This window comes from Paraburkholderia sp. GAS334 (assembly GCF_050436625.1).
In the GTDB taxonomy this organism is placed as follows: domain Bacteria; phylum Pseudomonadota; class Gammaproteobacteria; order Burkholderiales; family Burkholderiaceae; genus Paraburkholderia.
The window spans coordinates 456,637-482,704 of record NZ_JBNDMO010000002.1; the positions used below are offsets into that span (position 1 = coordinate 456,637).

General features: G+C 64.2%; 28 protein-coding genes. 7 read left to right on the forward strand and 21 right to left on the reverse strand.

Annotated features, from left to right (window positions below):
• Positions 1-153: 153 nt before the first annotated feature.
• On the reverse strand, positions 154-771 hold the full coding sequence (locus P3T21_RS05480) for a hypothetical protein (protein ID WP_429254907.1): 618 nt from the start codon (positions 769-771) through the stop codon (positions 154-156).
• 177 nt (positions 772-948) lie between these two features.
• Here P3T21_RS05480 and P3T21_RS05485 point away from each other — a divergent pair, with 177 nt between their 5' ends.
• A complete protein-coding gene (locus P3T21_RS05485; RefSeq protein ID WP_429254908.1) occupies positions 949-1,485 on the forward strand; it encodes a TlpA disulfide reductase family protein in 537 nt (178 codons plus the stop codon).
• Between the two features lie 142 nt (positions 1,486-1,627).
• On the opposite strand, the gene P3T21_RS05490 is transcribed toward P3T21_RS05485, so the two are convergent.
• Genes P3T21_RS05490 through P3T21_RS05500 form a run of 3 tightly spaced genes read right to left on the reverse strand, consistent with a single transcriptional unit; the run spans position 1,628 to position 6,286 of the window.
• A complete protein-coding gene (locus tag P3T21_RS05490) occupies positions 1,628-2,977 on the reverse strand; it encodes a sigma-54-dependent transcriptional regulator (protein WP_429254909.1) in 1,350 nt (449 codons plus the stop codon).
• Between the two features lie 17 nt (positions 2,978-2,994).
• Positions 2,995-4,995 (reverse strand): sensor histidine kinase, encoded by a 2,001-nt coding sequence (locus tag P3T21_RS05495; RefSeq protein ID WP_429254910.1) that lies wholly within the window; start codon positions 4,993-4,995, stop codon positions 2,995-2,997.
• A 4-nt stretch (positions 4,996-4,999) separates the two neighbouring features.
• Positions 5,000-6,286, reverse strand: coding sequence for a dicarboxylate/amino acid:cation symporter (locus tag P3T21_RS05500; RefSeq protein WP_429254911.1), 1,287 nt, complete (start codon positions 6,284-6,286; stop codon positions 5,000-5,002).
• A 358-nt stretch (positions 6,287-6,644) separates the two neighbouring features.
• Here P3T21_RS05500 and P3T21_RS05505 point away from each other — a divergent pair, with 358 nt between their 5' ends.
• Together P3T21_RS05505 and P3T21_RS05510 are read left to right on the forward strand one after the other, a co-directional pair.
• Positions 6,645-7,094: a hypothetical protein gene (locus tag P3T21_RS05505; protein WP_429254912.1), complete on the forward strand. Its 450-nt coding sequence runs from the start codon at positions 6,645-6,647 to the stop codon at positions 7,092-7,094.
• Positions 7,095-7,142: 48 nt separating this feature from the next.
• The gene (locus P3T21_RS05510; RefSeq protein ID WP_429254913.1) at positions 7,143-7,280 is read left to right on the forward strand and encodes a hypothetical protein; all 138 of its coding nucleotides are present in this window, start codon (positions 7,143-7,145) and stop codon (positions 7,278-7,280) included.
• 86 nt (positions 7,281-7,366) lie between these two features.
• On the opposite strand, the gene lipA is transcribed toward P3T21_RS05510, so the two are convergent.
• The 3 genes from lipA to P3T21_RS05525 form a co-directional block, all read right to left on the reverse strand.
• Positions 7,367-8,371, reverse strand: a complete 1,005-nt coding sequence (gene lipA, locus P3T21_RS05515; protein ID WP_429254914.1) for a lipoyl synthase — start codon at positions 8,369-8,371, stop codon at positions 7,367-7,369.
• A gap of 13 nt (positions 8,372-8,384) precedes the next feature.
• Positions 8,385-9,170 carry a lipoyl(octanoyl) transferase LipB gene (lipB, locus tag P3T21_RS05520; protein WP_429254915.1) on the reverse strand — a complete coding sequence of 262 codons (786 nt, stop codon included), beginning with the start codon at positions 9,168-9,170 and terminating at the stop codon, positions 8,385-8,387.
• A gap of 86 nt (positions 9,171-9,256) precedes the next feature.
• Positions 9,257-9,583 carry a DUF2917 domain-containing protein gene (locus tag P3T21_RS05525; protein WP_429255167.1) on the reverse strand — a complete coding sequence of 109 codons (327 nt, stop codon included), beginning with the start codon at positions 9,581-9,583 and terminating at the stop codon, positions 9,257-9,259.
• A gap of 99 nt (positions 9,584-9,682) precedes the next feature.
• Between P3T21_RS05525 and P3T21_RS05530 the strand changes: the two genes are divergently transcribed.
• A complete protein-coding gene (locus P3T21_RS05530) occupies positions 9,683-10,645 on the forward strand; it encodes a transcriptional regulator GcvA (RefSeq protein WP_429254916.1) in 963 nt (320 codons plus the stop codon).
• Positions 10,646-10,691: 46 nt separating this feature from the next.
• Here the strand turns inward: P3T21_RS05530 and P3T21_RS05535 are convergent, their stop codons facing one another.
• From P3T21_RS05535 to P3T21_RS05575, 9 genes are all read right to left on the reverse strand, one after another.
• Complete coding sequence (locus tag P3T21_RS05535) at positions 10,692-10,961, reverse strand: DUF493 family protein (protein ID WP_429254917.1); 270 nt, start codon at positions 10,959-10,961, stop codon at positions 10,692-10,694.
• A gap of 120 nt (positions 10,962-11,081) precedes the next feature.
• On the reverse strand, positions 11,082-12,311 hold the full coding sequence (locus P3T21_RS05540) for a D-alanyl-D-alanine carboxypeptidase family protein (protein WP_429254918.1): 1,230 nt from the start codon (positions 12,309-12,311) through the stop codon (positions 11,082-11,084).
• 337 nt (positions 12,312-12,648) lie between these two features.
• Positions 12,649-13,293: an alpha/beta hydrolase gene (locus P3T21_RS05545; RefSeq protein WP_429254919.1), complete on the reverse strand. Its 645-nt coding sequence runs from the start codon at positions 13,291-13,293 to the stop codon at positions 12,649-12,651.
• 7 nt (positions 13,294-13,300) lie between these two features.
• On the reverse strand, positions 13,301-13,618 hold the full coding sequence (locus P3T21_RS05550; RefSeq protein ID WP_429254920.1) for a (2Fe-2S) ferredoxin domain-containing protein: 318 nt from the start codon (positions 13,616-13,618) through the stop codon (positions 13,301-13,303).
• A gap of 111 nt (positions 13,619-13,729) precedes the next feature.
• Complete coding sequence (locus P3T21_RS05555; protein ID WP_429254921.1) at positions 13,730-14,887, reverse strand: VanZ family protein; 1,158 nt, start codon at positions 14,885-14,887, stop codon at positions 13,730-13,732.
• A 31-nt stretch (positions 14,888-14,918) separates the two neighbouring features.
• A complete protein-coding gene (locus tag P3T21_RS05560; protein ID WP_429254922.1) occupies positions 14,919-15,551 on the reverse strand; it encodes an ABC-type transport auxiliary lipoprotein family protein in 633 nt (210 codons plus the stop codon).
• Positions 15,552-15,569: 18 nt separating this feature from the next.
• The gene (locus P3T21_RS05565) at positions 15,570-16,532 is read right to left on the reverse strand and encodes an MlaD family protein (RefSeq protein ID WP_429254923.1); all 963 of its coding nucleotides are present in this window, start codon (positions 16,530-16,532) and stop codon (positions 15,570-15,572) included.
• Positions 16,533-16,548: 16 nt separating this feature from the next.
• Positions 16,549-17,427, reverse strand: a complete 879-nt coding sequence (locus P3T21_RS05570) for an ABC transporter ATP-binding protein (protein WP_429254924.1) — start codon at positions 17,425-17,427, stop codon at positions 16,549-16,551.
• A complete protein-coding gene (locus P3T21_RS05575) occupies positions 17,424-18,557 on the reverse strand; it encodes an MlaE family ABC transporter permease (RefSeq protein WP_429254925.1) in 1,134 nt (377 codons plus the stop codon). Before P3T21_RS05575 ends, P3T21_RS05570 begins: the two co-directional genes overlap by 4 nt.
• Positions 18,558-18,674: 117 nt before the next feature.
• Between P3T21_RS05575 and P3T21_RS05580 the strand changes: the two genes are divergently transcribed.
• The 3 genes from P3T21_RS05580 (at position 18,675) to P3T21_RS05590 (ending at position 20,786) form a co-directional block, all read left to right on the forward strand.
• The gene (locus P3T21_RS05580; protein WP_429254926.1) at positions 18,675-19,580 is read left to right on the forward strand and encodes a biotin--[acetyl-CoA-carboxylase] ligase; all 906 of its coding nucleotides are present in this window, start codon (positions 18,675-18,677) and stop codon (positions 19,578-19,580) included.
• Complete coding sequence (locus P3T21_RS05585; RefSeq protein WP_429254927.1) at positions 19,577-20,413, forward strand: type III pantothenate kinase; 837 nt, start codon at positions 19,577-19,579, stop codon at positions 20,411-20,413. The genes P3T21_RS05580 and P3T21_RS05585 overlap by 4 nt, the downstream gene beginning before the upstream one ends.
• A 133-nt stretch (positions 20,414-20,546) precedes the next feature.
• Positions 20,547-20,786 (forward strand): hypothetical protein, encoded by a 240-nt coding sequence (locus P3T21_RS05590; protein WP_429254928.1) that lies wholly within the window; start codon positions 20,547-20,549, stop codon positions 20,784-20,786.
• Between the two features lie 30 nt (positions 20,787-20,816).
• On the opposite strand, the gene rfaE2 is transcribed toward P3T21_RS05590, so the two are convergent.
• The 5 genes from rfaE2 to P3T21_RS05615 form a co-directional block, all read right to left on the reverse strand.
• The gene (gene rfaE2, locus P3T21_RS05595; protein WP_429254929.1) at positions 20,817-21,299 is read right to left on the reverse strand and encodes a D-glycero-beta-D-manno-heptose 1-phosphate adenylyltransferase; all 483 of its coding nucleotides are present in this window, start codon (positions 21,297-21,299) and stop codon (positions 20,817-20,819) included.
• A 234-nt stretch (positions 21,300-21,533) separates the two neighbouring features.
• Positions 21,534-22,412 carry a ferritin-like domain-containing protein gene (locus P3T21_RS05600; protein ID WP_429254930.1) on the reverse strand — a complete coding sequence of 293 codons (879 nt, stop codon included), beginning with the start codon at positions 22,410-22,412 and terminating at the stop codon, positions 21,534-21,536.
• A 431-nt stretch (positions 22,413-22,843) separates the two neighbouring features.
• Entirely contained in the window at positions 22,844-23,659 is an 816-nt protein-coding gene (locus tag P3T21_RS05605; RefSeq protein ID WP_429254931.1) for a PhaM family polyhydroxyalkanoate granule multifunctional regulatory protein, read from the reverse strand.
• A 159-nt stretch (positions 23,660-23,818) separates the two neighbouring features.
• Positions 23,819-24,673 carry an enoyl-CoA hydratase/isomerase family protein gene (locus P3T21_RS05610; RefSeq protein WP_429254932.1) on the reverse strand — a complete coding sequence of 285 codons (855 nt, stop codon included), beginning with the start codon at positions 24,671-24,673 and terminating at the stop codon, positions 23,819-23,821.
• Positions 24,674-24,745: 72 nt separating this feature from the next.
• Entirely contained in the window at positions 24,746-25,981 is a 1,236-nt protein-coding gene (locus tag P3T21_RS05615; protein WP_429254933.1) for an ABC transporter substrate-binding protein, read from the reverse strand.
• Positions 25,982-26,068 lie beyond the last annotated feature (87 nt).

Here is a 26,068-nt window from a genome sequence, read left to right on the forward strand (position 1 = left end):
GACACCGCACAGAGTTTTCAACAATGTTATCCACAGGTCCTGTGGGTAACAAAAAAAGCTCCATGAAATCCAGTGATTAGCGTCATCTTCTGCGAAGGAACTTTCACTGCAATCTGCGCTCAACGAGGTCCGTGAGAGGCAATTCCTTCCGGTTCAATAAAGTTTGAAGGATTGAAAAAACTGGTCGAGCTGCTCTGCCGGCAATTCGCGATCGGCGATGACAGCGGCCTGATACACATGCCGCCCCCGCGCAACGAGGCGAGCGTGCATCGTCCGCATTTCCTGTTTCGGACCGGCTTTGCCGCTAAAGGCCATTTCGATGCCGAGCACCTGGCCGCCGGCCGCGAGCGGAATCTGCGTCGCGTGAGAATCCGGCGTTGCGCCGAGATTACGGGCGAGCCCGGTGCGCAGGAATTCGAGCGCTGCGCGCTGTACCTGCGGGTCGTCGCTCGGCAGCATGACCGTGCCGACCGCAAACACCGCGTCGTCGGCCTCAGCCGTCTGCATGCTCATTTTCATCGGCGTGCCGCCAATATCGATCGGGCGCTCGTCAGCGGTGGGCTTCGCCGGCAGGTCGACGGTGTAGCCGTTGTCGTTGTTCATGATCGTGCGCCAATCGTACGTCGGCGAGCACGCCGCCAGGACTGCGCCTGCAACGAGCGCGCAGGCGCAGACGCGGAGCGTGTCCGGCAGGAACGACGCGGCGCGCGCAAGGAGAGAGGAGGCGGAACGGCAGGAAAGCTGCGGCAGGCTGAATACTGATCGGTGCATGAGTACGGAAGATGGTCGAGCTGCTGAAAGGAAAGCGTCATTATCCGCTGTCGGGCAGCGTCCTGCCGCCGGTCAGGATTGACGCTACAATACAGAGGCTGTTGATCACCTGAAGTTCGCGCCTGTTTGCGTTTTTTGCGCCCCTTGCGCCCTTTAAGCGCTCCCCGAGGTCCATTTATGAGCCCCACCCCCGTGAGCCCCGCCCCCGTTTCCCGTCGCGCGAGCCCGATCCGCTATATCGCGATCGCGGTTGTTGCTGGTGCGATTGCGATCGCCGGTTACTTTGCGTTCGGCAGCCAGCAACATGTGCCGGATGCCACGTTCACGCTGCTGTCCGGCCAGAAAGTGTCGACCGCCGATCTGAAAGGCAAAGTCTATCTGGTCAACTTCTGGGCGACGAGCTGCGACACCTGCATGAAAGAAATGCCGCAGATGATCAACACGTATAACCGCTACAAGGGCAAAGGCCTCGAGTTCGTCGCGGTGGCAATGAATTACGACGCGCCGATGTACGTGACCAACTACACGCAAACGCGCCAGTTGCCGTTCAAGGTGGCGATGGACGACGGCTCGGCCGCGAAGCAGTTCGGCAATGTCCAGCTGACGCCCACCACGTTTCTCGTCGATCGTAATGGCAAGATCCTGAAGCGCTATGTCGGCGAGCCGGAGTTCGGTGAGCTCGACCAGTTGCTGGACAAGGCGCTGGCGACCTGATCTGGCGATCGGCCGCCTTGTGTTTGAGTCCCTCTGCACACGCGGCGACAAAGAAGCCCCACGTCGCCGCGCTTCAATCGCTTCAATCCCTTCGCTTCACCCCTACTCCGCCGCTGGTTTGACAGCGCGTCTCACGCGCCTTTCACCGTTCGTTTTCGCCACGCGCGGTCAGGCCGTATCGTTTGATCTTCTCGTAGAGCGTCGCCTTTCCCAATTGCAGCCGGTCGGCAGCCACCGACACCGCGCCGCCCGCCTGCTCCAGCGCCTCCGCGATCACGGCCCGCTCGAACTGCTCCACGCGCTCCTTGAGCGACTGCGTCGCGGCATCGCCCGATGACGACGCAACTGTATCGTCGGCGACGCCGAGCACGAAGCGGTCGGCGGCATTGCGCAGTTCGCGAACATTACCCGGCCACTCGCGCTGCATCAGGCTCGTGCGCTGACGGTCGGTGAGAATGGGTGCGGGCCGCTGATAGCGCACCGCAGCGCCGAGCAGGAAATGTTCGAAGAGCGGCAGGATATCTTCACGACGCTCGGACAGCGGCGGCAGCGCGATCGTCACCACGTTCAGCCGGTACAGCAGGTCGCGCCGGAAGGTACCCGCCGCGACGTGCTCGGTCATCTCGCCCTTCGCCGCCGCCACCACGCGGCAATTCACGCGCACCGGCTGGTTCGAGCCGAGCCGTTCCAGCACGCCGTCCTGCAGCACGCGCAGGAGCTTCACCTGTAATGCGAGCGGCATGCTTTCGACTTCATCGAGAAAGAGCGTGCCGCCCGACGCATGTTCAAGCTTGCCGATCCTGCGTTTTGCCGCGCCGGTGAATGCGCCGGGCTCGTAGCCGAACATCTCCGATTCGAACATCGGCTCGGGCAACGCGCCGCAATTGACCGCGATAAACGGCTTGTCACGCCGCGGCGACAGATCGTGCAGACTGCGCGCGATGAGTTCCTTGCCGGCCCCCGTGTCGCCGTTGATCAACACCGATGCATCCGTCGGCGCGACGTTCGCGATCAGGCGCCGGATCTGCTCGATCGCGGGACTGCGTCCGATAATGCCCGGCGCCACGGTGTCCTGGCCGGCGAGTTCGCGCCGCAGCGCCAGATTCTCCAGAACCAGCTTGCGCCGCTCGAGCGCCCGCCGCACAGTTTCGATCAGACGCTCCGAGGCGAACGGCTTTTCGATGAAGTCATACGCGCCGTCGCGCATCGCCTGCACCGCCATCGAGATGTCGCCGTGGCCGGTGACAAGAATCACCGGCACGTCGGGTGCGCGCTCCTGGCATTGCGCCAGCAGATCGAGTCCACTTGCGCCCGGCAGGCGAATGTCGCTGACGATCACGCCCGGGAAATCCGCACGGATCGCGCGCGCCGCGGATTCGACCGACGCGTGCCCGGCGACGTCAAAGCCGGCCAGTTGCAGACTCTGCACGCTCGCCCGTCGCACAAGCTCGTCGTCTTCGATGTAGACCACCTGCAAACCACTGTTGCTCATAGCATTGCCACCTGAATTCAGGAACCTGACGCGACGGCGGACGTCGCGTGCACCTGCGCGCGACGCAGCGTCAGCACGAACATCGCGCCGCCTTCCGGCGCGTTACGCGCGACGAGCGAGCCCCCGCAGTCGCGCGCGATCGACGATGAAATCGCCAGACCCAGACCGAGCCCCTGGCCCATTTCCTTCGTCGTGAAAAACGGTTCGAAGAGATGCGGCAACACATCGTCGGGGATGCCAGGGCCATTGTCATGCACGGTGATCAGAAGCACCGCTTCGGAAACCTCAATATCGATCGCGATTTGCGGCGACGGCAAGCCGGCGACGACATCGAGCGCGTTCGCCAGCAGATTGATCAGCACCTGTTCGAGCCGCAGATCATCGCAGTTCGCAACCAGCGCCGGATATTCGCCCGCGACATCGAAGCGCCCAGTCCGGCCCGAATCGGTGTCGGTCAGCGACAGTTGCACAGTCACGTCCTGCAGGCGTTTCTGCAGCAACGTGAGCACGTTACGTAATGCGCGCGCGATCGGCGCGCGCGCGCTGCGCGGTCGCGCCCGGCCAACGAACAGCTTCAGCTGGTTGGTGATCTTGCCCATGCGCTCGGTCAGGGACGCGATCGCTTCGAGATTTTCGCGCGCCGACACCTGATCGCCGCGCTCGAGCAGCACGCGTGTGTTGTCCGAAAAGCTGCGCAGCGCAGCGAGCGGCTGGTTGAGCTCGTGCGTGATGCCCGCAGCCATCTGGCCAAGCGCGGCAAGCTTGCTCGTCTGGATCAGTTCTTCGTGCGCCGCGCGCAGTTCCTGCTCGGCGCGCGTCCGTTCAGCGACTTCTTTCTGAAGCTGCTCGTTGGCCTGCGACAGGTCCGCCGTGCGCTCCGCAACACGCTGGTTCAGCTCCGCGTACGCCTTTTGCAGCAGCGCGCGGCTGCGCATCACTTCGCGCACGCGGGCGCGGCGCATGCGCCAGTAGAAGCCGAACAGGCACAGCGACACGTAACAGAGGCCGGTCACGATCGAGGCGTTGCGCGCGTCGGCGTTGACAGGGTCGATGGGCGCCATCGTGATCAGATGCCAGTCCGGCTCACCGATTGCACGGCGCGTTGCCAGAAAGCGCTGCGCACCGCGCCCGCCGCCGACACGCACAATCTGCGCGCCGCCTTCCAGCGTGCGCTCGATCGTGACGGGCAGCGGTGCGATCGGCTGCTGTGCATACTGGCGCGTCTGCCAGATCGCATCCGCGACCGCGCCCGACAGCGGTCGCACCGTGTGGTATTTCCAGGCAGGAACGGACGACAGAAAGATCACGCCATGATCGTCGGTGACAACAAGCGGCTCGGAGGCGTCCGCGCCCTGCAGCCATTCGAGACTCAGCTTGACGACCGCCACGCCGACGATGCGTCCGTCGCGCAGCACCGGTTGGGAGATGTAATAGCCCGGATCGTGCGACGTCGTGCCGATGCCGAAAAAGCGCCCGACGCCGCCCTTCATTGCATCGACGAAATACGGCCGGAACAGATATTCGGCGCCGACAAAGCTGTCCGCGCCGCCGCGCCAGTTGCTCGCCGCGATGCAGATACCGTCCGCGCGGACGATGTACGTCGCGGTTGCCCGCGCACGTTGATTGAGGTCTTCGAGATAACGGTTCGCGCGCTCGACGAGGGCCGGGACTGGGGCCGGCGTGTCGAGCACTTCCTGCACGAACGGATGGCCCGCCAGCAGATACGGCAGCGATTCGTAACGATCGAGCGTACTTTTCAGCGTGCCGGTCGTCCGATCGACGCGTACCGCAGCGCTGCGCCGCAGGGTGTCGATGCCGTGCTGCCAGGTGATCGTCCACGTCAGTCCGCACGCCGCGATCAGCCCGGCGGCGAGCGCAACGAGGATCAGCAGGCGGCGCGTCACGGTAGCGATGTCCAGTCCGGTGTGCGGAGAATTGGAATCGACTATTGTGGCATACCGTGACGCTTCGCTCGCCTGCCGGGCGGACGGCAGCGCAGCGCGCGCCGCCGTCTTCATGACATCAGGCTCCGGCCGCTTCGCGCTCGGTGACGGGCGTCTCGCCGCGGATCACCGAATTCAGCCTCGCGCGGTCCAGCTCCCTTTCCCAGGCAGCCACGACGACCGTCGCCACACCATTGCCGACAATGTTCGTCAGCGCGCGGCACTCGCTCATGAAGCGGTCGATGCCGAGGATCAGCACCATGCCCGACAGCGGAATCGTAGGCACCACAGCCAGCGTTGCGGCCAGCGTGATGAAGCCCGCGCCCGTCACACCGCTCGCGCCCTTCGACGTCAGCATCGTGACGGCGAGCAGCGTGAGTTGCTGCCCCCAGCTCAGGTCGGTGTTCGTCGCCTGCGCGATGAACAGCACGGCCATCGTCATATAGATGTTGGTGCCATCCAGATTGAACGAATAGCCGGTCGGCACGACGAGGCCGACCACCGAACGCGAGCAGCCGAGCTTTTCAAGCTTCAGCATCAGTTGCGGGAGCGCCGCTTCCGACGAGCTCGTGCCCAGCACGATCAGCAGTTCTTCCTTGATGTACGCGACGAAGCGGAAGATGTTGAAGCCCACCAGGCGCGCGATGAGGCCGAGCACGACGATCACGAACACGACCGACGTCAGATAGAACGTGCCGATCAGCTTCAGCATCGGAATCAGCGAACCGATGCCGTATTTGCCGATCGTGAACGCCATCGCGCCGAATGCGCCGATCGGCGCCAGCTTCGTGATGATGCGTACGATGCCAAACAGCACATGCGAGAAGCCGTCGATCAGGTTGGTGACGACCTTGCCCTTTTCGCCCGCCGTTGCCAGCACGGCGCCGAACAGCAGCGCGACCAGCAGGATCTGCAGGATTTCACCCTGCGCGAACGCCGACGAGATCGTGTCCGGGATGATGTGCATCAGGAAATCGACCGTCGTCTGGCCGTGTGCCTTGGCGGCATACGATGCGACCGACGAGCCGTCGAGCGTCTTCGGATCGATGTTGAAGCCGGCGCCCGGCTTCAACACGTGCGTCGCGACGAGGCCCAGCACGAGCGCGAATGAAGACACGACCTCGAAGTAGAGCAGCGCCTTGCCGCCGACGCGGCCGACCTTCTTCATGTCCTCCATGCCCGCGATGCCGGTCACGACGGTACAGAAGATGATGGGGCCAATCACCATCTTGATCAGTTTGATGAAGCCATCGCCGAGCGGTTTCATATCGACGGCGAGCGTCGGCCAGTAGTGGCCGAGCACGATACCGATGAGAATCGCGACGATCACCTGGACGTACAGCACTTTGTAGATGGGTTTCTTCACGACAGTGTCTCCTTGCTCTAGTTTGCCGGGCCGTTGCGGCCGCAGCTTCTATTTTGCAAGGTCAGTGCCAGTCTGAGACTGCTTATTTACCCTTGATTTATATGGGATTTTTTAAGCAGCACGCTGATGCGAGTCCGGGTTTCCGGAAATCCGGAATCGGCGCGTCGGAGAATCCGGACGGAAGACTGGCGAAAGCCAGATAAAAGCGACGAGTCAGAGGGTGAAAGCGCCCAGGGGTTCGCAGACGCCTGGCCGTCCGGCCTGTTGCTGCTCTCAGGCGCGAGGCGCGATCATGAGGGATTGATTTATTTTGCTTCGCCGCGACCGACGCGGCAAAGGCTCTCCAGAAACCTCCAGAGTGATGACAGATTTTTTCAGTTTCCTCGGCTGGCTGTTTGTGAACGTGGGTGTGCCCGTGCTTGCACCGGTTACGCTGCTTCCGCTGCTCAGATTCAACAGGATCTACGGGAGTTTTCGCCACAACTACGTATCGCTGGCAGTGCAGGACGGTCAGCTATTCTGGACGGTGATCGCCATGTGCGCAGGGGCCTGCTATGAACTCGGCGGCGAGTTGAACGAGCCGGTGTCTGTAGCCAGGCGCGGGTATGCGTGGTTCTGGCTCATCTGGCATGTCTTTCTTATTGCGATCTCAGCAGTGCTCGTGCTGAACGGGACGATCGATTCGTTGCACCGGTCAACTGACGACCCGGACGATGAATCGCCCAATCGCGGCCTTGTCCGCGCATCAGTCTTGACCACGATCATCACGTCCGTGAGCTTTAGCCTGGTACATTACTGGTTGACCTGAGTAACACACATCAGGTCCTGCATCTTTGGCTTTTCAGGGAGGTTCGACATGCCAAATCTAATCGACGCATACATCGAAAACGTCGCGCTACGGCGGAAATTCGTCACCGGAGTCGAGCGCTTCGTCGTCGTGGGCGGCATCGTGGCTATCGCTGTGACGATCATCGGAATGAAGTACTTCCAGTAGCGTCACCGAGGTTCTGTCGCCTCAACCCGCACCATAAAAAAGCCCCGCATCTGCGGGGCTTTTTAACAGCTGGAAGCGCATACCGCTCAGACCACACCGGCCCCGTGCGCCTGCAGGTCCGCGTGATAGCTCGACCGCACCATCGCGCCAACCGCCGCGTGCGTGAAGCCCATCTTGTACGCTTCTTCTTCGTACATCCTGAACGTATCGGGATGCACGTACGAGCGCACCGGCAGGTGATGTTCAGACGGCTGCAGATACTGGCCGATCGTCAGCATGTCGACGTCGTGCGCGCGCAGGTCGCGCATCACCTGAAGAATTTCCTCTTCCGTCTCACCCAGACCCACCATCAAGCCGGACTTCGTCGCGACGTTGGGATGCAGCGCCTTGAAGTCCTTCAGCAGCTTCAGCGAGTGCGCGTAGTCCGAACCCGGACGCGCTTCCTTGTACAAACGCGGCACCGTTTCGAGGTTGTGATTCATCACGTCGGGCGGCGCGGCGTTGAGGATACCGATTGCGCGATCCAGACGGCCACGGAAATCCGGCGTCAGGATTTCAATGCGCGTCTCCGGCGACAACTCGCGCGTCTGACGGATACATTCGACGAAATGCGCCGCGCCGCCGTCGCGCAGATCGTCACGGTCGACGCTGGTGATCACCACGTACTTCAGCTTCAGCGCGGCAATCGTGCGCGCCAGGTTGCCAGGTTCTTCTGTGTCGAGCGGATCAGGACGGCCGTGGCCGACGTCGCAGAACGGGCAGCGGCGGGTGCACTTGTCACCCATGATCATGAACGTCGCGGTGCCCTTGCCAAAGCATTCGCCGATATTCGGGCAGCTCGCCTCTTCGCACACGGTGTGCAGGTTGTGCTCGCGCAGAATCTGCTTGATCTCGTAGAAGCGCGAATTGCCGGTGGCCGCTTTCACGCGAATCCAGTCCGGCTTCTTCAGCTTTTCGATCGGAACGATCTTGATCGGAATGCGCGCGGTCTTGGCCTGCGCCTTCTGCTTCGCGGTTGCATCGTAGGCTGCGGGCGCCGGGACGGCGTCAGTGGCGGGAGTGCCGGCGAGGTTCGCGGTAACGTCAGTCATTCGTTCGATCCAGTCAGGCGGTAAGCACACCGGCCTGCGGTTGGGCGACGGCCGCGGGTGTGCCGTCGATGTTTGCGGTGAGGCGTGCTGCGAGCGTCCGGGCCACGTCGTCCCAGCCGGCGGCGATGCCAAGCGTCGCCATGTCGACTGTTTCGAGTCCTGCGTAGCCGCATGGATTGATCGCCAGAAACGGCTGCAGATCCATATTCACGTTCAGACTGACGCCGTGATAGCTGCAGCCGTTGCGGATTTTCAGGCCGAGCGCGGCAATCTTGGCGCCGGCATGCAGACCTGCATCCGGACCAGGCGCCACGTAAATACCAGGCGCGCCCGCCTTGCGTTCTCCGGCGAGATTATACGCCGCGAGCGTTTCGATCACGGCCTGCTCGATCCGAGTGACCAGTTCGCGCACCATCAACTTGCGTCGACGCAAATCGAACAGCAGATACGCGACCACCTGCCCGGGCCCGTGATACGTGATCTGCCCCCCGCGATCGACCTTGACGAGCGGAATACCGCTGTCGGCGGCCAGCAGATGGGCGGGATCGCCGGCTTGACCTAGCGTGAAGACCGGGGGATGTTCGACCAGCCAGACTTCGTCGACCGTGTCGGCGGTGCGCGCGTCAGTGAAGGCGCGCATTGCGTCGAAGCTGGTTTCGTACGACTCGACGCCGCGCCAGCGCAACGTTACAGGCCGCGCGGCGGGCGCGGCGCTGACGCCACTGTCAGCCGGAGCAGCCAGATCGGACGGAGTTGAACCGGGGAACAACGTAGACGGGAAAACCGGCGTGGCGCACATGATTTCGTCAGTTTACCGAAATCCTGCGCGTCCCGCCGGACAGCGCCCGGTTTCACTACCGGCCCCAGGCGCGAATAGACACGCGCTCAAACGGTGCGCCAGCCTTGCCGCACCCAGCAGCCCAGCCTGTCGGTCACACGCGCGAACCAGTTCATCGCCCGTTCGTTGGCGCGCGTCGGCACTGCAAACGCAAGGCGCGCGGATTGGCTGCCTTCGACGCTCAGCCACAGCCGCTCGCCACGACGTAGCCGCAGCGTGTGGCCGGGCTCCAGCCAGTAATCCTCGACGTCGTCGCTGCGCGTGACCCACACTGAGCCGCCGCTCACCTTCAAACGCGTGCTGCGCATCACCATCATCGGAACCGTTTCACCGGCCCGAATTTCAAAGGTTATGCTAGAGGAAATTTCTCGCATGTTCCACTCCGCCAAAGTCATTCTGATGACTACAATCCTAGGCGTAGCAAGGGATTGAGCAAAACGATCAATTTTCACGTCTATGTGAGAAAAATTGCGATGGACCTTCGACAACTCCCCGCCCTGAACGCCATCAAATCGTTCGAAGCCGCCGCCCGGCACGAGAGCTTTTCGCGGGCCGCCGACGAACTCTTCGTCACGCATGGCGCCGTCAGCCACCAGATCCGCGCGCTCGAGGCCGAACTAGGCGTCGCGCTTTTCGCCCGCGACGGCAAGCGCGTGCGGCTCACCGAAGTCGGCGGCCGCTATGCGACGCAGGTGCGCGCCGCGCTCATGGCGCTCGCCGACGCCACGCGCCAGATCCGCGCCGGCGATCGTGAGCGGCGGCTGGTCGTGTCGATGTTGTCGTCGTTTGCGGCGCGCTGGGTGACGCCGCGCATCGGCAGCTTTATCGAGGCCAATCCGCAGTGGGACCTCGAACTGCTGTCCACCAACGTACTTGCCGACTTCGCGCGCGACGACATCGACGCCGCGATCCGTTTCGGCTTCGGCAGCTATCCGGGATTGCACTCGGAATTGCTGCTCGATGAGATTTTCTTCCCGGCCTGCTCGCCGAACTTCAACGGTGGCGACCTCCCGAAAACGCCGGCCGATCTGGCGAACGTGCCGCTGCTGCGCTCCGATGACGAGCTGTGGCGTCCGTGGTTCGACGCCGCCGGGCTCACCGACCGGCCGGAGCCAAAACGCGGCGTGCTGTATCAGGATTCGTCGAATCTGCTGCAGGCGGCCATCGACGGCCAGGGCGTCGCGCTCACGCGGCGTTCACTCGCGATGCACGAGATCGCAGCGGGGCGCCTCGTGCGCCTGTTCGACATTGACGGCCCGAGCCCGTGGCAGTACTACTTCATCTGCCCGCCGCAAATGCTTCAGGCGCCGCGAGTCAAAGCCTTCAGGGACTGGGTATTCGCGGAGGTGGCGCGTTTCAGACAGCTTTTCGATCGCGCCTGCGCCGAAGGATCTTGCGCGAGAAAAACACCGGACGCATTGCACGTCCAGTCTTGAACACAACCGCGAAGCCCACGCGCGAGGCTCCGCGGACGAAAAACCATCAAAGCACGACTTTCACCATCGGATGCCCGGTGAGCGCGCGATAGATATCGTCGAGATGCTCGCGGCTGACGGCGCGCACCGTCACCGTCAGGCCTGTGTAGTTACCGCCGCTCGACGGACGGATTTCAACACGCGTGGCGTCGAATTCATTGTCGAACTGCCGGATCACCGTCACGATCGTGTCGTGGAAGTCCGGATGCGATTTACCCATCACCTTGATCGGAAAATCGCAGGGAAACTCAATCAGTGATTCTTTCGCCGGTTCCATCATTCACTCCTTCCAGCGCCACGTCCTTCAGCCCTCGCGCGCGCCGTCATATCTGCTTTCGATGCGGCGCGCGTGCTGCGGCAAACACCACCGCCACGCGCCGCATCGACCTTCGCAACCTTACTTCTTCTTGTTGAACATCAGCATCATCGAATCCCACACGCGACCGACGATGCCTGCCTGCGGCACCGTCTGCAGCGCAACGACCGGGAACTCCGCCAGTGTCTTGCCATCGGCGACGATCTTCGCCGTGCCGACCTGCTGGCCGTCCGCGATCGGGGCGATCAACGGATCCGTGCGCTCGACCTGCGGCTTCGCCTTGTCGCCCACGCCCTTCGGCACTGTGATGAACTGGTCGTTCTTCACGCCGATCTTCACGGAATCAGCCGCACCCTTGTAGATGTGCGGCGTCTCGATCACCTGACCCGCCTTGTACAGACGCACCGTGTCATACGCGGTGTAGCCGTAGCTCAGCATCTTCAGGCTGTCCTGCACGCGGTCATGTTCCTTCGGTTCGCCCATCATCACCGTGACAAGACGGCGCGTCGCGTCGGGCGTTCCCGCCAGCGGACGCTTCGCCGTCGCGATCAGGCAGTAGCCGGCGGCCTGCGTGTGACCGGTCTTCAGGCCGTCGACGGTCGAATCGAGCCACAGCAGACGGTTGCGGTTCGGCTGCTTGATCTTGTTGTACGTGAAGTCGCGGACCGAGAAAATGTTGTAGTAGTCCGGGAAATCGCGGATCAGGCGCGTCGAGAGAATCGCGAGGTCGCCAGCCGTAGTGTAGTGCTGCGGATCGGGCATGCCGTTCACGTCGGCGTAGTGCGTGTTCTTCATGCCGAGGCGCTGCGCTTCGGCGTTCATCAGCGGCACGAACTGCGACTCGCTGCCGCCGACCAGTTCGGCCAGCGCAATCGCCGCGTCGTTACCGGACTGCACGATCATGCCGTACACGAGATCGTGCACCGTGACGGGCTTGTTTGCCTCGATGAACATGCGCGATTCGTCGGTGCGCACGCGGCGCACGGCTTCGCTCGGCATGATCGTCTGATCCATCGTGATCTTCTTCTTTTGCAGCGCGTCGAAGACGAGATACGCGGTCATCAGCTTCGTGAGCGACGCCGGTTCGACGCGCTCGTCAGGATTGCCCGATGCGAGCACCTGATTGCTGGTGGCGTCGACGAGCACCCACGAGCGCGCATTCACGCCCGGGGGCGCGACCTGCGCGAACGCAGTGCTCGCGACGAGCGCTGCGGGCAGCAACACGCCGAGCGCAACAGTGCGACGGATCGAAGAAGGAGCGAGGGACGCGAGAGACGTCAGGGACGAAAAGCCGGAGGAGGAAAAGCGCATAGGATCGGTTCGGGCAGAAATATGCTTCGCGCGCGGGGGCACGCAGATGGGAAGAGCCGGTCGGCGGGCGCTCGCCGCCTGCATATGCAGTTCGGCGGTGCGGCGCCCGTTGGACTCCCGGCCACGCGATCGGTTCGCGCAGCGCTATCTGCCATCCAGCGATGCGAGCGGGCATCCAGCCGGACAGATGGACGGCGCTGCGCCCAAAAAAGAGCGCTCATTATACGCGCCGCAATCCGACAATCCGCCGACGGGACCGCCGATTCATTCACATTTTGTGCATACCTGTACCCCGGAATCGCGCGCGGCGTGGTTGCCGGGCGGCCCGCGGGTGACGTTAACGCCAGGCGTCGACGATGATCCGTTTCAGGATATGCAACTTGCGGTGCAGGAAATGCTCGGCGCCCGGAATCACCACAATGGGTAGTTCCTGCGGCGCTGCCCAGTCGTAGACCGACTGGATGGGCACCGTTTCGTCAATTTCGCCGTGAATCAGGAGCGTGTTTTCCGGCACCGGCGCCACATCCCAGTTGCTCGCCGCCGTGCCGACAAACACGATGCGCTCGATGGCGCGGCCTTCTTCCTTCAGCCGCGCGGCGACATGCGACAGCACGAACGTGCCGAACGAAAAGCCCGCCAGCACGAGCGGCAGATCGGCCTGCCCCTCCTGTGCGCGCATGAAATCGATCACGGCGCGCAGATCGTCGCGCTCACCGACGCCCTTGTCGTGCTCGCCCTGCGTTTCGCCGACACCGCGGAAATTCGAGCGATACGTCACGTAGTTCAGCTGCACGAGCGTGCGCGCGAGCGTCTGCGCGACCTTGTTGTCCATCGTGCCGCCGAAGAGCGGATGCGGATGCGCAACGAGCGCAATGCCGCGCGGAGAAGCGCCGCCGTCGCGCGCTTCGTCGGGCATATCGACGGCGACTTCAATCTTGCCGACCGGGCCGTCGATCAGGAATTTTTTCGTATGAACGTTCATGGGCGGATCAGATTTTCAGGCGTTCGACGACCTTGCCATTCACGAGATGCGAATCGACGATTTCGTCGATATCGGTTTCGTCGATGTAGGTGTACCAGGTCCCTTCGGGATAGACGACGATCGTCGGGCCCTCCTCGCAGCGTTCGAGGCAGCCCGCCTTGTTGATGCGGACCTGGCCCGGCCCGGCGAGACCCAGCTGCTTCACGCGTTTCTTGGCGTATTCCTGCATCGCCTGCGCGTTGCAGTTCGCGCAGCTGGGCCGATCCGCGCCGGGCTCGCGCTGGTTAAGACAGAAAAACACGTGGTACTTGTAGAAGGAGTCCATGGTGTCCGGCGAGAAAGGGCTGAAAAGTGGTGGGTCGCGTGACGCGGATCGCACGTACGGGATCCGCTATATGAAGTCTGCAGGTCCGGTCGATTATAGCGAGCGGGACCGTCAGCCGCTGACGCGGCCCCGCGAGACCCATGCCCGCTCGGCCGAGAACGCAAGCCAGACGAGCGCCGCGTACGGCCACATCCACGCGAGCCAGTGCGCGAGCCCGTTGAAATGCAGGTAGCGGCCCTGACGCCAGTCGGCGAGCACGACATCGAAATACGGATTCACCGGCAGCACATTACCGAACACGAGCATCAGGACGAGCGCGAGCGCCGCAAGCGCCGCGCGCCACGCCGACGGCAGCGCCAGTGCGAGCAGCGCCGCAACCATGCCGCAGAGCAGACCCACGAGCGCGCCGGGCGTCGCCCAGTTGAAGGCGAGGCCCGTCTGCGATTGAAGAAACGTCGCGCCGACTTTCACGAAAAGCGTCATCGCGACAAAGGTCAGCAGCAGCCGGATCCGCGGTGCCCGCTCACGCACCGGCAGCGACGCCAGCGCGCACGCGGCGAACAGGCTGAACGCCGTGATCACGGCTTCCCACGCATCGTCGGGCAGCCATGCGGCAACGTACGCGGGCCACGACGGCACGTGCCATTGTTCCGGCGTCCACGCGAGCAGCGCATCCTGCATCGTCGAATCGAAACGCAGCCACAGTTCACGCGGCCAGTCGCCAATGCCGAAGAGGCGCGGCGCCGGGTACATGGTCGCGAACGGCCAGAGAAGCGCGAGCCCCAGCAATGCCGCCGCGTCGCGATGGAACCACAGGAAACGCACCCGCCGCAGCGCGCCACGATCGAGCAGCGGCCCCGTCGCCGGCGACATCAACGCCGCGCCGAGGAGCGCGCCCAGCGCATTGGCGGCGAGATCGAGATTCGACGCGACGCGCGTCGGCAGGTACGTCTGGATGGCTTCCATCGAGCCCGACAGCAGCGCGCCCAGCACGAACGCGACGCCAACAGCCAGCGCGCCGCGGCAGCGCGGATACGCCGCCAGCACAACCAGCGCGCCGAACGGCATATAGCCGAGCACATTGGTGACGACATCGAAAGCGGTGAGGTACTGCGGAAGCGGCTCGAACAGATAATCGAACGGCCCGAGGCCGAGCGAGCGCCAGCCGGTGAACGGATACAGCGAGCCGTAGACGATCAGTGCCGCGTACACCGCCAGCGCCTGTCTTGCGAACGCCGACGGGCGGCGCTGCCAGGATTTCACAGTCATGCAGCGCTCCGGAGCGTGCGCCGCGAATCCGTCATTGCGCGGCGAAGAGCGGCTGTACGCCGACCCATGCACTGATCTGCGACACGATCTCGTCGCTGGCGGCGGCGAGCGCGCGCGCGCCGCCCGCCGCATCGGGCGAAGTCGACGGCGCACGCGAGACGAAGCTGCGCTGGCCGACCACCTTGCCATCCTGGAACAGCGTCGCACGCGCCGTGACGGCGCCATGGCTTTCGGTCTGGCCGTCGAACACCTGTTCGAACTCCTGCAACTCGACCTTCAGCACCGGCGCGCGCACGCCGTCGGCGCCGGTCAGCACCGCGCCGCGCGAACTGAGCGCCGTGCGCAGACGTTGCGTCAGGAGTTGCGCGGGCGGCATCGTCCAGTGGCTGTTCGCGTACGCGGCGAGTTGCTGCGCGTCGCTGTAGCTCAACCGGTAGGTCAGTTTGTCGGAGCCGAGCGTTTCGGGCGCGTCGACTTCCAGCACCTTGATTGCCGGCATCGGACCCACCGAGGCGCTCGGCACAGGCGGCCCGAAGTCGTAGCGGATATCGGAGATCGCCGCCGGATTGCCGGCGCATCCCGACAGCACGCCGAGAGCGAGCAGGACGGCCAGCGCGGCACCGGGCGAGAAGAAGCGATGAAGGCGGTTAAGCGGGCGTGGCATTGCGATGTTCCTTTTTACTCATTTCGTGGCACGGGCCACGGGCCAGGCGAAGCCTGGCTCGCCGGGACCCGGCGCGGCCGGCGCAGCGCCGAACAGCACGCTGCGCGGGTTGTTGCTGAACGTGTCGGCGGCACGGTCGACCGAGCGCGCGGCACTGCGCACGTCGTCGGCGAGGGTATTCACGTGCGGCAGCGTGTCGTAGCCGACGCGGGCCGACATTTCCTGCACTGTCTCATTGATCGACGTCAGCGCGACGCCGGCCTGCTGCGCCGCCGTACCGACCTTGTTCAGGTTGGCTTCGAATGGGCCATCCGGCCGGTTCAGGCTGGTGATCAGCTGGTTCGTCGAGACCAGCGTCCGATCCAGCTGGCTCAACGTCGACGGCAGTTTACTGACTGCGGGCGCCATCTGCTGCGTGAGCGTCGAAACGCCGTCCGCTGCGTGCTGCAAACTCGCGGTGGTCGCCAGCAACTGCGCGCGCATCTCCGGCGACAGCAGTTCGTCGACGTCACCGGCTACTTTTTCCAGCTTGCGCAGCAGGATGTCGCCGCGCTGCTGCAACTGGTCGAGCAGACCCGGATGCATCGGAATCTGCGCAATCTGCTTCGGCGTCGACGCTAACGGCGACGGGTCCTTGCCCGTGTCGTCGAGCTGGATGAACGCGATGCCGGTCACGCCCTGGAAGCCGAGGCTGCCGTAAGTGGAATGCGTGATCGGCGCGTTCCTGTCGACCATGATGCGGATCACGATCTGCCCCGGATGAGTGCGATCGAACTTGATCGACTGCACCTTGCCGACATCGAGCCCGCGATAGCGCACGGCCGCATCGGTAAAGAGCCCCGTCACGTTCGTGCGCGCGATCAGGTCATACGGCTGGCGCACCGACCGGTCGACGTTGAACAGGAACGCCGCGATCCCGATCGCGACGACCATCACGACGGTGAAGAGCCCGGCCCAGAAGGCGTGTGATTTGTTTTCCATGGTCAGGTTCCCGGATTCACAACTGGACTTCGGCCGACGCCGGTTCGAGCGCCGCCGGCGGCAGCTTCGCGCGACGTTCCGGCGGCAGCGCCTGCAACGCGCGGCGGCCGCGCAGGCCGAGGAAAAACTCGCGAATAAACGGATGATCGACGCCCGCGGCTTCCTCGACGGGCGCGGCGACCAGCACCTTGCGGTCAGCCAGCACGGCGACTCGTGTGGAGAGCGCGACCATCGTGTCGAGGTCGTGCGTCACCATCACCACCGTGAGCCCGAGCGCGCGGTGCAGCGTGCTGATCAGCTCGACGAACTCTTCCGACGCCTGCGGATCGAGACCGGCGGTCGGTTCATCCAGGAACAGCAGTTCCGGCTCGAGCGCGATGGCCCGCGCGATGCCGACGCGCTTGATCATGCCGCCCGACAGTGCCGCCGGCATTTTCGACGCATGCTTGCACGGCAACCCGACCATTTCGAGCTTCAGCATCACGATGTCGCGCAGCAGGTCTTCGGGGATTTCGCCGAGTTCACGCAGCGGCTGTGCGATGTTGTCGAACACCGATAGCGACGAAAACAGCGCGCCCTGCTGGAACAGCATGCCGTAGCGGCTGCGCATGAGCCGCGCTTCCTCCGGGTCGATCTTCGACGTGTCTTCGCCGAACACCTTGATCGTGCCCGACGACGGCCGTTCGAGGCCGAGAATTTGCCGCACGAGCGTCGTCTTGCCCGAACCCGAGCCGCCGACAATCGACACGATCTCGCCGCGCCGCACCTCGAAGTCGAGATGCTGGTGGACGATGTTGCGTCCGTAGCGTTTGCTCAGATTGCGGACCTCGATGACCGGTTCGGCAATCTCCGGCAACGGCTGGTCACGGACGGCAGTGGCGAGCGGTGCGGTCATCCGAGCCCCACGTTCTGGAAGAGAATCGCGAACACGGCGTCCGCGAGAATCACGATCGTGATCGACGTTACCACTGACGTGGTCGTGCCTTCACCGAGACTCTGCGAATTCGCCTTGATGCGAAACCCGAAGTGACAGCCGACGATCGCGATCAGCATGCCGAACGCCACGCCCTTGCCTAGTCCGATCCACAGGTTCGCGACCGGGACGACGCCTGGCAGCGCCCGCGCAAAGTAGCTCATGTCGATGCCGAGCACGATCTTCGCCGCGAGCGCGCCGCCTGTCAGCGCGATGATGTCGGTCCACATCACGAGCAGCGGCATCGCGATGCCGAGCGCCAGCACGCGCGGCAGGATCAGCCGCAGGCCGTGCGGAATGCCCATCACGCGCATCGCGTCGAGTTCTTCGGTCACGCGCATCACGCCGATCTGCGCGGTAATCGCCGACCCGGAGCGCCCCGCGACCAGAATCGCCGACAGCACCGGCCCGAGTTCGCGGATCACCGAAAGCCCGAGAATATTGACGATGAACTGGTTCGCGCCGAAGAGCCGCAACTGCTGCGCCGACAGGTAACTCAGCACGATGCCGATCAGGAACGCGACGAGCGCGGTAATCGCCAGCGCCTTCGTGCCGGCGTTGAAGACGTTGGCTGAAATCTCGGTCCACGGGATCAGCTTCGGATTGCGCACGATCGCAAGCAGATCGAGCACGACGCGCCCGAACATCGCGATGCCGCCGTACAGATGCTCGAAGAACGAGAAAATCCCAAGCCCAAGCCGCGTGAACGGATCGAAGCGCTGAACCGCCTCGGGATTTTCGCGGGCCGCGTCGAGCAGCGCGATACGGTGGAAGATCTCGCGCTGCGTGTCGCTCAGCTCGACCAGATCGGCCGGCATCCGGTGGCCCCACACGCGCCACAGCGCCTGGCCGCCAACGTGATCCATCCGGTCGACATGCGACAGGTCCCACTGGCCGATCTTCTCAGTCGCGAGCGCGCGCAGCTTCAGCACGGCGCCGCTGCGATGGCGGTCACGCGCGAGCGCGAGCGCCGTCCACTGGCCGGATAGCCGGACGATCTTTCCCTGGCTGCCGGCCGCGACTTCAAGGCCGGGCGGAGTATCGTAGTTCAAGGATCGCGGATTCGCTTGATGGATTCAGCGGCCATTGTAACGAAGGCGCTGCGTTTGGGCGGTCTGGAAGCGCTCACTCCTGTCCGCTTGTGGCGGCGGACAACTACAATACGCTTCATGAATCCTCCGACCACCTCCCCCGACGCCACGCCAGCCGGCGACTGGCGTATCGACCGGGCGCGCGCCGTCACGCTGTTCGGACCCTCGGCGCACGACTGGCCGATCGACATCGTCGAAGAAACCGGCTCGACCAACGCCGACCTGATGGCGCATCTGAAGTCGCTGCCGCGCGAACGCGGTGCGCTGACGCGACCGATGGTCCGCGTGGCCTATCTGCAGACCGCCGGTCGCGGTCGGCGCGGACGCCCCTGGTACGCCGAGCCCGGCAACGCGCTGCTGTTCTCGGTGGCCTGCGTGCTGCCGCGCCCGCTGGAAGGGCTGGCCGGGTTAAGCCTTGCGGTCGGTGTGGCACTGGTCGACGGATTGCGGTCGCTGCCGCTCGCGGCGCCGGGCCAGATCTCGCTGAAGTGGCCGAACGACGTGCTTTTTGAAGGCGACAAGCTCGCCGGCATCCTGATCGAGACGGCCTGGAGCACGGCGGATGCAAGCGCTGTCGTGATCGGTATCGGCACGAACGTGAAGGGCGCCGAGGAACTGGCGGCGAAGGTTGACGCGCTAAACAAGGGTGCGTCCGCGCAGGCACGCGGCGCGACGCCGACGGCGCTCTCGCGCGCGCTGCCCAACGCGAATCTCACCGATACGCTCGCCGCTGAGCTGAACGCGCTCGAGCCCGCGTTGCAGCGCTTCGCGGCCGAGGGCTTTGCGCCGTTCCGCCAGCGCTGGAACGCCTGCCATGGTTATGCAGGGCGCGAAGTCGTGCTCGTCGAACAGGGCGTCGAGGTGGCGCGCGGGGTAGCGGCTGGCGTCGATGATAGCGGCCAGTTGCTGCTCGACACCGCGTCCGGCCGCGAAGCCATCTCGACCGGCGACGTATCGCTGCGCCTCGCCGACGGGGTCGCATGAGCGGCAAGCCCTTTTTGCTGATCGACGCGGGCAACAGCCGGATCAAGTGGGCGCTGGTGCAACGCGACGGCATGCCAGCGCGGACCGGCGCGTTTACGCACGGTTCGGCGTCCACGGAGGTGGCCGTTCCCGCAGAGACTTCTTGCGCTGACGATCCTGACTGGTCGACGTTGCCCGTGCCAGTCAGCGTGTGGATTTCGAACGTCGCGGGCGAAACGGTCGCGCGGCGTATCGGACGGCTGCTCGATGCTTGCTGGCCCACAGTGCCACGTACGACGATCCGTGCGGTCGCGCAGCAATGCGGCGTCACGAACGGCTACACGACGCCGTCATCGCTGGGCAGCGACCGGTGGGCCGGGCTGATCGGCGCGCATGCGGCGTTTCCCGGCGAGCCGTTGCTCATCGCCACGTTCGGCACCGCGACCACGCTCGAAGCATTACGGGCCGACGGCACGTTTGTCGGTGGCCTGATCGCGCCTGGCTGGTCGTTGATGATGCGCTCGCTTGGCGAACACACCGCACAACTGCCGACGCTCGACACCGCCTCGGCCCGCGGTCTGCTGGCTGACGGCACGCGCCGCGGGCCGTCGTTTGCGACCGATACGCCGCGCTCGCTGTCGGCCGGATGTGCACTCGCGCAGGCGGGATTGATCGAGCGCATGTGGAACGATCTGGGCGACGCGTGGCAGGTGCCGGTGCGCCTTGTCACCAGCGGCGGTGCAGCAGATGAGGTGACAGCGGCGCTGAAGGTGCCGCATACTCGCCACGATTCGCTGGTGCTGTCCGGCCTTGCATTGATTGCCGCCGAAGGTAGCGGCGTTGAACAGGGCTGATGTGCGGTCCGCGCGGCGCGGTGCCGCCGTGGCGCAGACCTGCGTGTGCGCCGGGCGACGCAGTATCGAACTGCTCGCCTGGCCCTAACCCAATGACACTGGCCAAACTATCTATTTGACGGAGAACCCGACGATGCTGCGCTGGCTGATCGCCATCCTGTTTCTCGCCAACATGCTCGCGTTTGTCGCGGTACGCGGCGTCTTCGGTCCGCTGCCGGCCGCCGGGCTACGCGAGCCGAACCACGTGAGTCGCCAGATTCACGCCGATTCGCTGCAGGTGCGGCCAATGACAGCCGCCGAAGCCGCCGATCAGGCCGTTGTTGGCGAACCGGCGCCCGCTGCGCCCATTGCTGCGTCTTCGTTGACGCAGTAATGGCTGGCCGCTTCAGGCGCTGCGTCGGCATCACCCCTGCGTGCGCACCTTCTTGAGCAGCGCCGTCGTCGAGCGATCGTGCTCGAACGGGATCGCGAGTGCGCGGCCACCCCAGCTGCGCACCCGCGCGGACTCGGGCAGCACGTCCATGTCGTAGTCGCCGCCCTTCACCAGGATATCCGGACGCAGCGCTTCGATCAGCGCGACCGGCGTCTGTTCTTCGAAGCGCACCACCCAGTCGACGCTCTCCAGCGCGGCAAGCAACGCCATGCGGTCGGACTCATTGTTGATCGGACGATCGTCGCCCTTGCCGAGCATGCGTACCGACGCGTCGCTGTTCACCCCGACAATCAGGGAGGCGCCGAGCGCCTTTGCGTCCGCAAGATACGTGACGTGTCCGCGGTGCAGGATATCGAACACGCCGTTCGTGAACACCACCGGGCCCACCAGCGAAGGACGAAGCTGCGCGAGTGCCTCGCGGGTCATGATCTTGCGTTCGAAAATGGCGGACATGGCGAGAAAAGTAGAAAGATGAACCGGGCACGATTGCGATCGCGGTTTGCGTTTCGCTTGTGCAGCGGGTTCGGTGAAAAGAGTGAATACCGCGCACGCTGAAAGCGAAGCCGCAACTCAAGCCGCGGTTAAAGCAACGGCCCGGGAAGCTTGCGCCTGCCGGGCCGTTTCGATTCCATGCCGCACCTGCTGCGTTCGTAACGAAAAGAACGCGTCGAGCCGGCGCGGCGCGCGTCAGGCCGGTTGCTGCTGCGGCGCGGCGCCCTGCTCTGCCTGCAGACGCGTGACCACTTCCTTGCGATAGCGGTTCAGTTCCTGCGCCGTGGTGAACGTGCGCTCGAACAGGATCGACAGGTTGTGCAGAATGCGCTCGACGACCTTCTTTTCCCAGCCGTCATCGAAGCGGATCTGTTCGTCGAGCCAGCGTTCGAGCCATTCCGGATCAGGCAGACGCGATTGAATCGTGTCGCGCGGGAAAAGCGCCTGGTTCACGTGCAGATTCGTCGGATGCAGCGGCTTTTCCGTGCGACGCGCCGACGCCATCAGCACGCCGATCTTGGCGAATGCCGCGCGTGCAATATCGCCCGTTTGCGCCATCGCCTTTTTCATGTAGCGCAGATACGCGCCGCCATGACGCGCTTCGTCGCGCGAAATGGTTTCGTAGATGTGCTTGATCACCGGCTCGGTATGCCATTCAGCCGCGCGGCGATACCAGTGGTTCAGGCGGATTTCGCCGCAGAAGTGCAGCATCAGCGTTTCGAGCGGCGGCGCCGGATCGAATTCGAAGCGCACGGCGTGCAGTTCTTCTTCGGTCGGGCACATTTCCGGCTTGAAGCGACGCAGGTATTCCATCAGCACGAGCGAGTGCTTCTGTTCCTCGAAGAACCAGACACTCATGAATGCCGAAAAATCGCTGTCGTGATGGTTGTCGCGCAGGAACATTTCCGTGGCGGGCAACGCGGACCACTCGGTGATCGCGTTCATCTTGATCGTTTCGGCCTGCTCATCGGTGAGCAGCGATGCGTCGAAGTTGGCCCAGGGAATGTCTTTTTCCATGTCCCATCGAACGGATTCGAGCGATTTGTAAAGTTCCGGGTAAAGCATGGTGTTCATAGTCCCACCCCTGTTCTGCGCATTGCGACGTCTGTTTGTATCTGTTTGCTGCGAGCGAGCCAGAGCCCGCCTTCGCGGCCTGAAAATCATTCAATTTTACGCGGTAATCGGGCGTCCAGATGCACCGCCTGGCAAAGAAGCCTGCGGCAAAATGTGCACTTGCGAAAACCGGAGTTCTTGAATCGGCCGACCGTGGGTGAAGAAAAACCGTGCCTGGGTCGAACCGGCCCGCGCCGGCTGCACCGTCGAACCTCCTGCTGGCCCAGCCAGCGGCGGTTCGAGCTGCTCGAGTCATTGTTTTCAGTGCGCGCAAACGGGCCCAAAAGCTTACGGGATGATAGCACGGCGATGTGACAGTTCCGGGTGTCCGGCTGGCAGGATAGGGCGGCGCCCCGCTTCGCACGAGCGCCGTTCCGGTCGTCAGCGCCCGATCAGGCCCCTGAAGGCGGTGGTTTCTTCGCGCCGCGGCTGCTTGCAGCGCTTTTCGTCGACGACGGCCGCTTCGCAGCCGGACGCTTCACCGCCGCAGATTCCTTCGACGCGGCGTCGCGGGTTGCTTCAGCGGTACCCACCGTGTCCGGCGCGTTCGGCGCACCCGAAGCTTCGGCAGCTTCGGCCATGTCCTCCGCGGTCGCGGTCGCGCCAGGTGCGGCAGCGGGCTGCGCCATCGCGAATTGCGCCAGCTGGTTGAACTGCGATTGCAGCAGGCTCCACCACGCCGACGGGTCGAATGGCGGCGACTGCTCCGCGTCGCCGGCTTCGTCGGACTCGCTCGACTTCGATTCGGCAGCTACCGGCTTTTCCGGCTCCGACGTCGCCGGATGCGACATCCACGACGGCATGGAAGTCGAAGACGAAGGCGACGACGTCGACGCAGAAGCCGCCGGCTTCATCGACGACTGCGCGAACGCGCCGAACGCACGCAAGGTGGCGAGCGTCGCGCGCTGCACTTCGAGCGCCTGGATCGCCGACTGCAGCATGTTCAGGTTCAGCTTCAGCCATTGCTCGACGGCGCGCATGTCGGTAATGCGTTTGTCGAGTTCCTCGACGTTGGTGAGCGGCGCCATCATGTCGGACATCATCGACAGCGACGGCCCCAGCCCCTGCGTCGCGCCGGCTTGCGGGCCAGGAAACGCGGAGCCGAACGGCGTCATCCGCATCATGTCCCACATCCGGTCGAGCATTTCAGCCGGCGGAAAACCTGGGAAGCCAGGAAAGGGCGGCGTGGCGCCGGTTGTATCGGTCATGGTTTTCTCCTCGCACCTGGAAATGGCGGGACGTTGCGTCCAAAGCGCTGCGTCCGATTCATCCGATCATACCGCGCGCCTGATGGCATCAGGCAACTCATGTGGCGTGCGCGTTCCTGCCGCAGATGACGCGCAACCGGCCGCGCCTCGTCACCGCGCTCAGAACGAACTGCCGCCCTTGAAATCGGGCGCGCGACGCTCGCGAAATGAGCTTACGCCTTCGCGCACGTCGGGACCGGCAAAGCCCATGAATTCGAGCGCAAGCGACGCATCGAAGGTCGGCCCCGCCGAGCGCAGCCAGTTGTTCAACGCGTACTTGGTCCAGCGGATCGCCGTCTGGGAGCCGCTCGCGAGTTTCTGCGCGACTTCGAAGGCCTTCGGCAGCAGGTCGTTTTCGTCGACCGCCAGCGAAACGAGCCCGATGCGCTCCGCCTCTTCGCCGCTCACCGGCTCGCACAGCATCAGGTAGTACTTCGCCTTCGCCATGCCGCACAGGAGCGGCCACACGATCGCCGCGTGGTCGCCTGCGGCGACGCCGAGGCGCGTATGACCGTCGATGATGCGCGCGCTCTTCGCCGCGATCGAAATATCGGCGAGCAGGCCGGCGACGAGCCCCGCGCCGACCGCCGGCCCGTGCATCGCCGAGACGACCGGCTTGCTGCAGTTGATCACGTTGTAGACGAGATCGCGTGCTTCGCGCCATACACGCGTGCGCACGTCGAAATCGGTGGCCATCTGTTCGACGAGACCCAGATCGCCACCGGCCGAGAAGCCTTTTCCTTCGCCGCGGATCACTGCGACGCGCGTATGCGGATCGTGGTCGACATCGCGCCAGATATCCGCGAGTTCGCGATGCATGTGCGCGTCGGCGGTCGCAAGGCCGCTTTTGTTCGCACCTTCGCCGCTCATCACGATTTCGAGGATGCCGTGCGGGTGACGCCGCAGTCGCAACGCATGATAGCCAGCGTAGACGTCAGGATTGGGAGTGCTTTGGCCAGGCGATTCGTGAGACATGGCGATCAATCCAGTAGAACGGTTCGTTTCGAAAATCCGCGACGCGATGCGATGCGGACCGGCTCGCGAACGTCAGCGCGCCTGATACACCCATTTGCCGTCGAGAATCTCCACCATGACACGCGCGCGCTGATCGAGCCCGAGGTGGTCGGTCGTGCTCATGTTGACAATACCATTCGAGTCCGCGAAACCGCGGGTGGACTCAAGCGCATCGCGCAGCGCCTGACGGAACTCGGGGGTACCCGGCGCGGCCGTCTTCAGCGCGACCGGCACGGCGTCGCCCAGCAGCAGGCCCGCGTCCCACGCGTACGAGCCGAATGCCGACACGCTACCCGCGCCGTGCTGCGCCTCGAAGCGCGCGATGTAATCGAGCGCGAGCCGCCTGGCAGGATGATCGACCGGCAGTTGCGCAGCGACGAGCACCGGGCTCGCTGGCAGGAACGTGCCGTTGCAATCCGCGCCGCACACGCGCAGGAAGTCGTTACTGCCCACGCCGTGGTTGTGATAGATCACGCCTTTGTAACCGCGCGACCTCAGCGTCTTCGGTGGCAGCGCGGCCGGCGTGCCCGCCGCGCCGACAACAACCGCATCGGGATTCGCCGCCATGATCTTGAGAATCTGCCCGGTCACACCCGGATCGGTGCGATTGAAGCGCTCGTTAGCGACGATGTTGATCTTGCGCAGTTGCGCGAACTTCGCGACTTCGGCGTAAAAGCTTTCGCCGAGCGCGTCGGCCTGGCCGATGTACGCAATCGTCTTCACGCCGTGTTCGCTGGCGTGTTCCGCGATCGCCGACGCCATCATCGCGTCGGTCTGGGGCGTTTTGAACATCCAGTGACGCTTTACATCGACCGGCTCGATGATCTTCGCCGATGAAGCCAGCGAGATCGTTGGCGTCTGCCCTTCTGCGATTACATCGATCATCGCGAGCGTATTCGGCGTGGTCGACGAACCGATGATCGCATCGACGTGTTCCTCGGAGATCAGCTTCTTCGTGTTCTGGACGGCCTGGGTGGTGTCGGACGCGTCATCGAACACCAGGTACTCGACCTTCTGGCCGGCCAGTTCTTTCGGAAACAGCGCGACCGTATCGCGCGCCGGAATGCCCAGCGACGCCGCCGGCCCCGTCAGTGACAGCACCAGTCCGATCTTCACCTGAGCCTGCGTAACGCCTGGCAGCGCCGCGCTGAACGCGATGGCCAGCCATAGTGCGAGCCGGCGCGGGATGAGTTTCAGGGCGGCCAGCGGCCAGAATGGCGAGCGCGTCCGGGGACGCCCGAATCGGGGAATGAACGACCGGCTTCGCATGCAAGTCTCCTCACCGTGGCAACGTGTTTTTGTCCTGCCATCCCCTTTTTCGGCGGGGATTTTTGCGCCTCGTACGCAACCTGCACA

Coding starts and splice junctions, on each gene's coding strand:
- P3T21_RS05480 (WP_429254907.1), bottom strand. CDS start 771: ATGCACCGATCAGTATTCAGCCTGCCGCAGCTTTCCTGCCGTTCCGCC.
- P3T21_RS05485 (WP_429254908.1), top strand. CDS start 949: ATGAGCCCCACCCCCGTGAGCCCCGCCCCCGTTTCCCGTCGCGCGAGC.
- P3T21_RS05490 (WP_429254909.1), bottom strand. CDS start 2,977: ATGAGCAACAGTGGTTTGCAGGTGGTCTACATCGAAGACGACGAGCTT.
- P3T21_RS05495 (WP_429254910.1), bottom strand. CDS start 4,995: ATGAAGACGGCGGCGCGCGCTGCGCTGCCGTCCGCCCGGCAGGCGAGC.
- P3T21_RS05510 (WP_429254913.1), top strand. CDS start 7,143: ATGCCAAATCTAATCGACGCATACATCGAAAACGTCGCGCTACGGCGG.
- lipA (WP_429254914.1), bottom strand. CDS start 8,371: ATGACTGACGTTACCGCGAACCTCGCCGGCACTCCCGCCACTGACGCC.
- lipB (WP_429254915.1), bottom strand. CDS start 9,170: ATGTGCGCCACGCCGGTTTTCCCGTCTACGTTGTTCCCCGGTTCAACT.
- P3T21_RS05525 (WP_429255167.1), bottom strand. CDS start 9,583: ATGCGAGAAATTTCCTCTAGCATAACCTTTGAAATTCGGGCCGGTGAA.
- P3T21_RS05530 (WP_429254916.1), top strand. CDS start 9,683: ATGGACCTTCGACAACTCCCCGCCCTGAACGCCATCAAATCGTTCGAA.
- P3T21_RS05535 (WP_429254917.1), bottom strand. CDS start 10,961: ATGGAACCGGCGAAAGAATCACTGATTGAGTTTCCCTGCGATTTTCCG.
- P3T21_RS05540 (WP_429254918.1), bottom strand. CDS start 12,311: ATGCGCTTTTCCTCCTCCGGCTTTTCGTCCCTGACGTCTCTCGCGTCC.
- P3T21_RS05545 (WP_429254919.1), bottom strand. CDS start 13,293: ATGAACGTTCATACGAAAAAATTCCTGATCGACGGCCCGGTCGGCAAG.
- P3T21_RS05550 (WP_429254920.1), bottom strand. CDS start 13,618: ATGGACTCCTTCTACAAGTACCACGTGTTTTTCTGTCTTAACCAGCGC.
- P3T21_RS05555 (WP_429254921.1), bottom strand. CDS start 14,887: ATGACTGTGAAATCCTGGCAGCGCCGCCCGTCGGCGTTCGCAAGACAG.
- P3T21_RS05560 (WP_429254922.1), bottom strand. CDS start 15,551: ATGCCACGCCCGCTTAACCGCCTTCATCGCTTCTTCTCGCCCGGTGCC.
- P3T21_RS05565 (WP_429254923.1), bottom strand. CDS start 16,532: ATGGAAAACAAATCACACGCCTTCTGGGCCGGGCTCTTCACCGTCGTG.
- P3T21_RS05570 (WP_429254924.1), bottom strand. CDS start 17,427: ATGACCGCACCGCTCGCCACTGCCGTCCGTGACCAGCCGTTGCCGGAG.
- P3T21_RS05580 (WP_429254926.1), top strand. CDS start 18,675: ATGAATCCTCCGACCACCTCCCCCGACGCCACGCCAGCCGGCGACTGG.
- P3T21_RS05585 (WP_429254927.1), top strand. CDS start 19,577: ATGAGCGGCAAGCCCTTTTTGCTGATCGACGCGGGCAACAGCCGGATC.
- P3T21_RS05590 (WP_429254928.1), top strand. CDS start 20,547: ATGCTGCGCTGGCTGATCGCCATCCTGTTTCTCGCCAACATGCTCGCG.
- rfaE2 (WP_429254929.1), bottom strand. CDS start 21,299: ATGTCCGCCATTTTCGAACGCAAGATCATGACCCGCGAGGCACTCGCG.
- P3T21_RS05600 (WP_429254930.1), bottom strand. CDS start 22,412: ATGAACACCATGCTTTACCCGGAACTTTACAAATCGCTCGAATCCGTT.
- P3T21_RS05605 (WP_429254931.1), bottom strand. CDS start 23,659: ATGACCGATACAACCGGCGCCACGCCGCCCTTTCCTGGCTTCCCAGGT.
- P3T21_RS05610 (WP_429254932.1), bottom strand. CDS start 24,673: ATGTCTCACGAATCGCCTGGCCAAAGCACTCCCAATCCTGACGTCTAC.
- P3T21_RS05615 (WP_429254933.1), bottom strand. CDS start 25,981: ATGCGAAGCCGGTCGTTCATTCCCCGATTCGGGCGTCCCCGGACGCGC.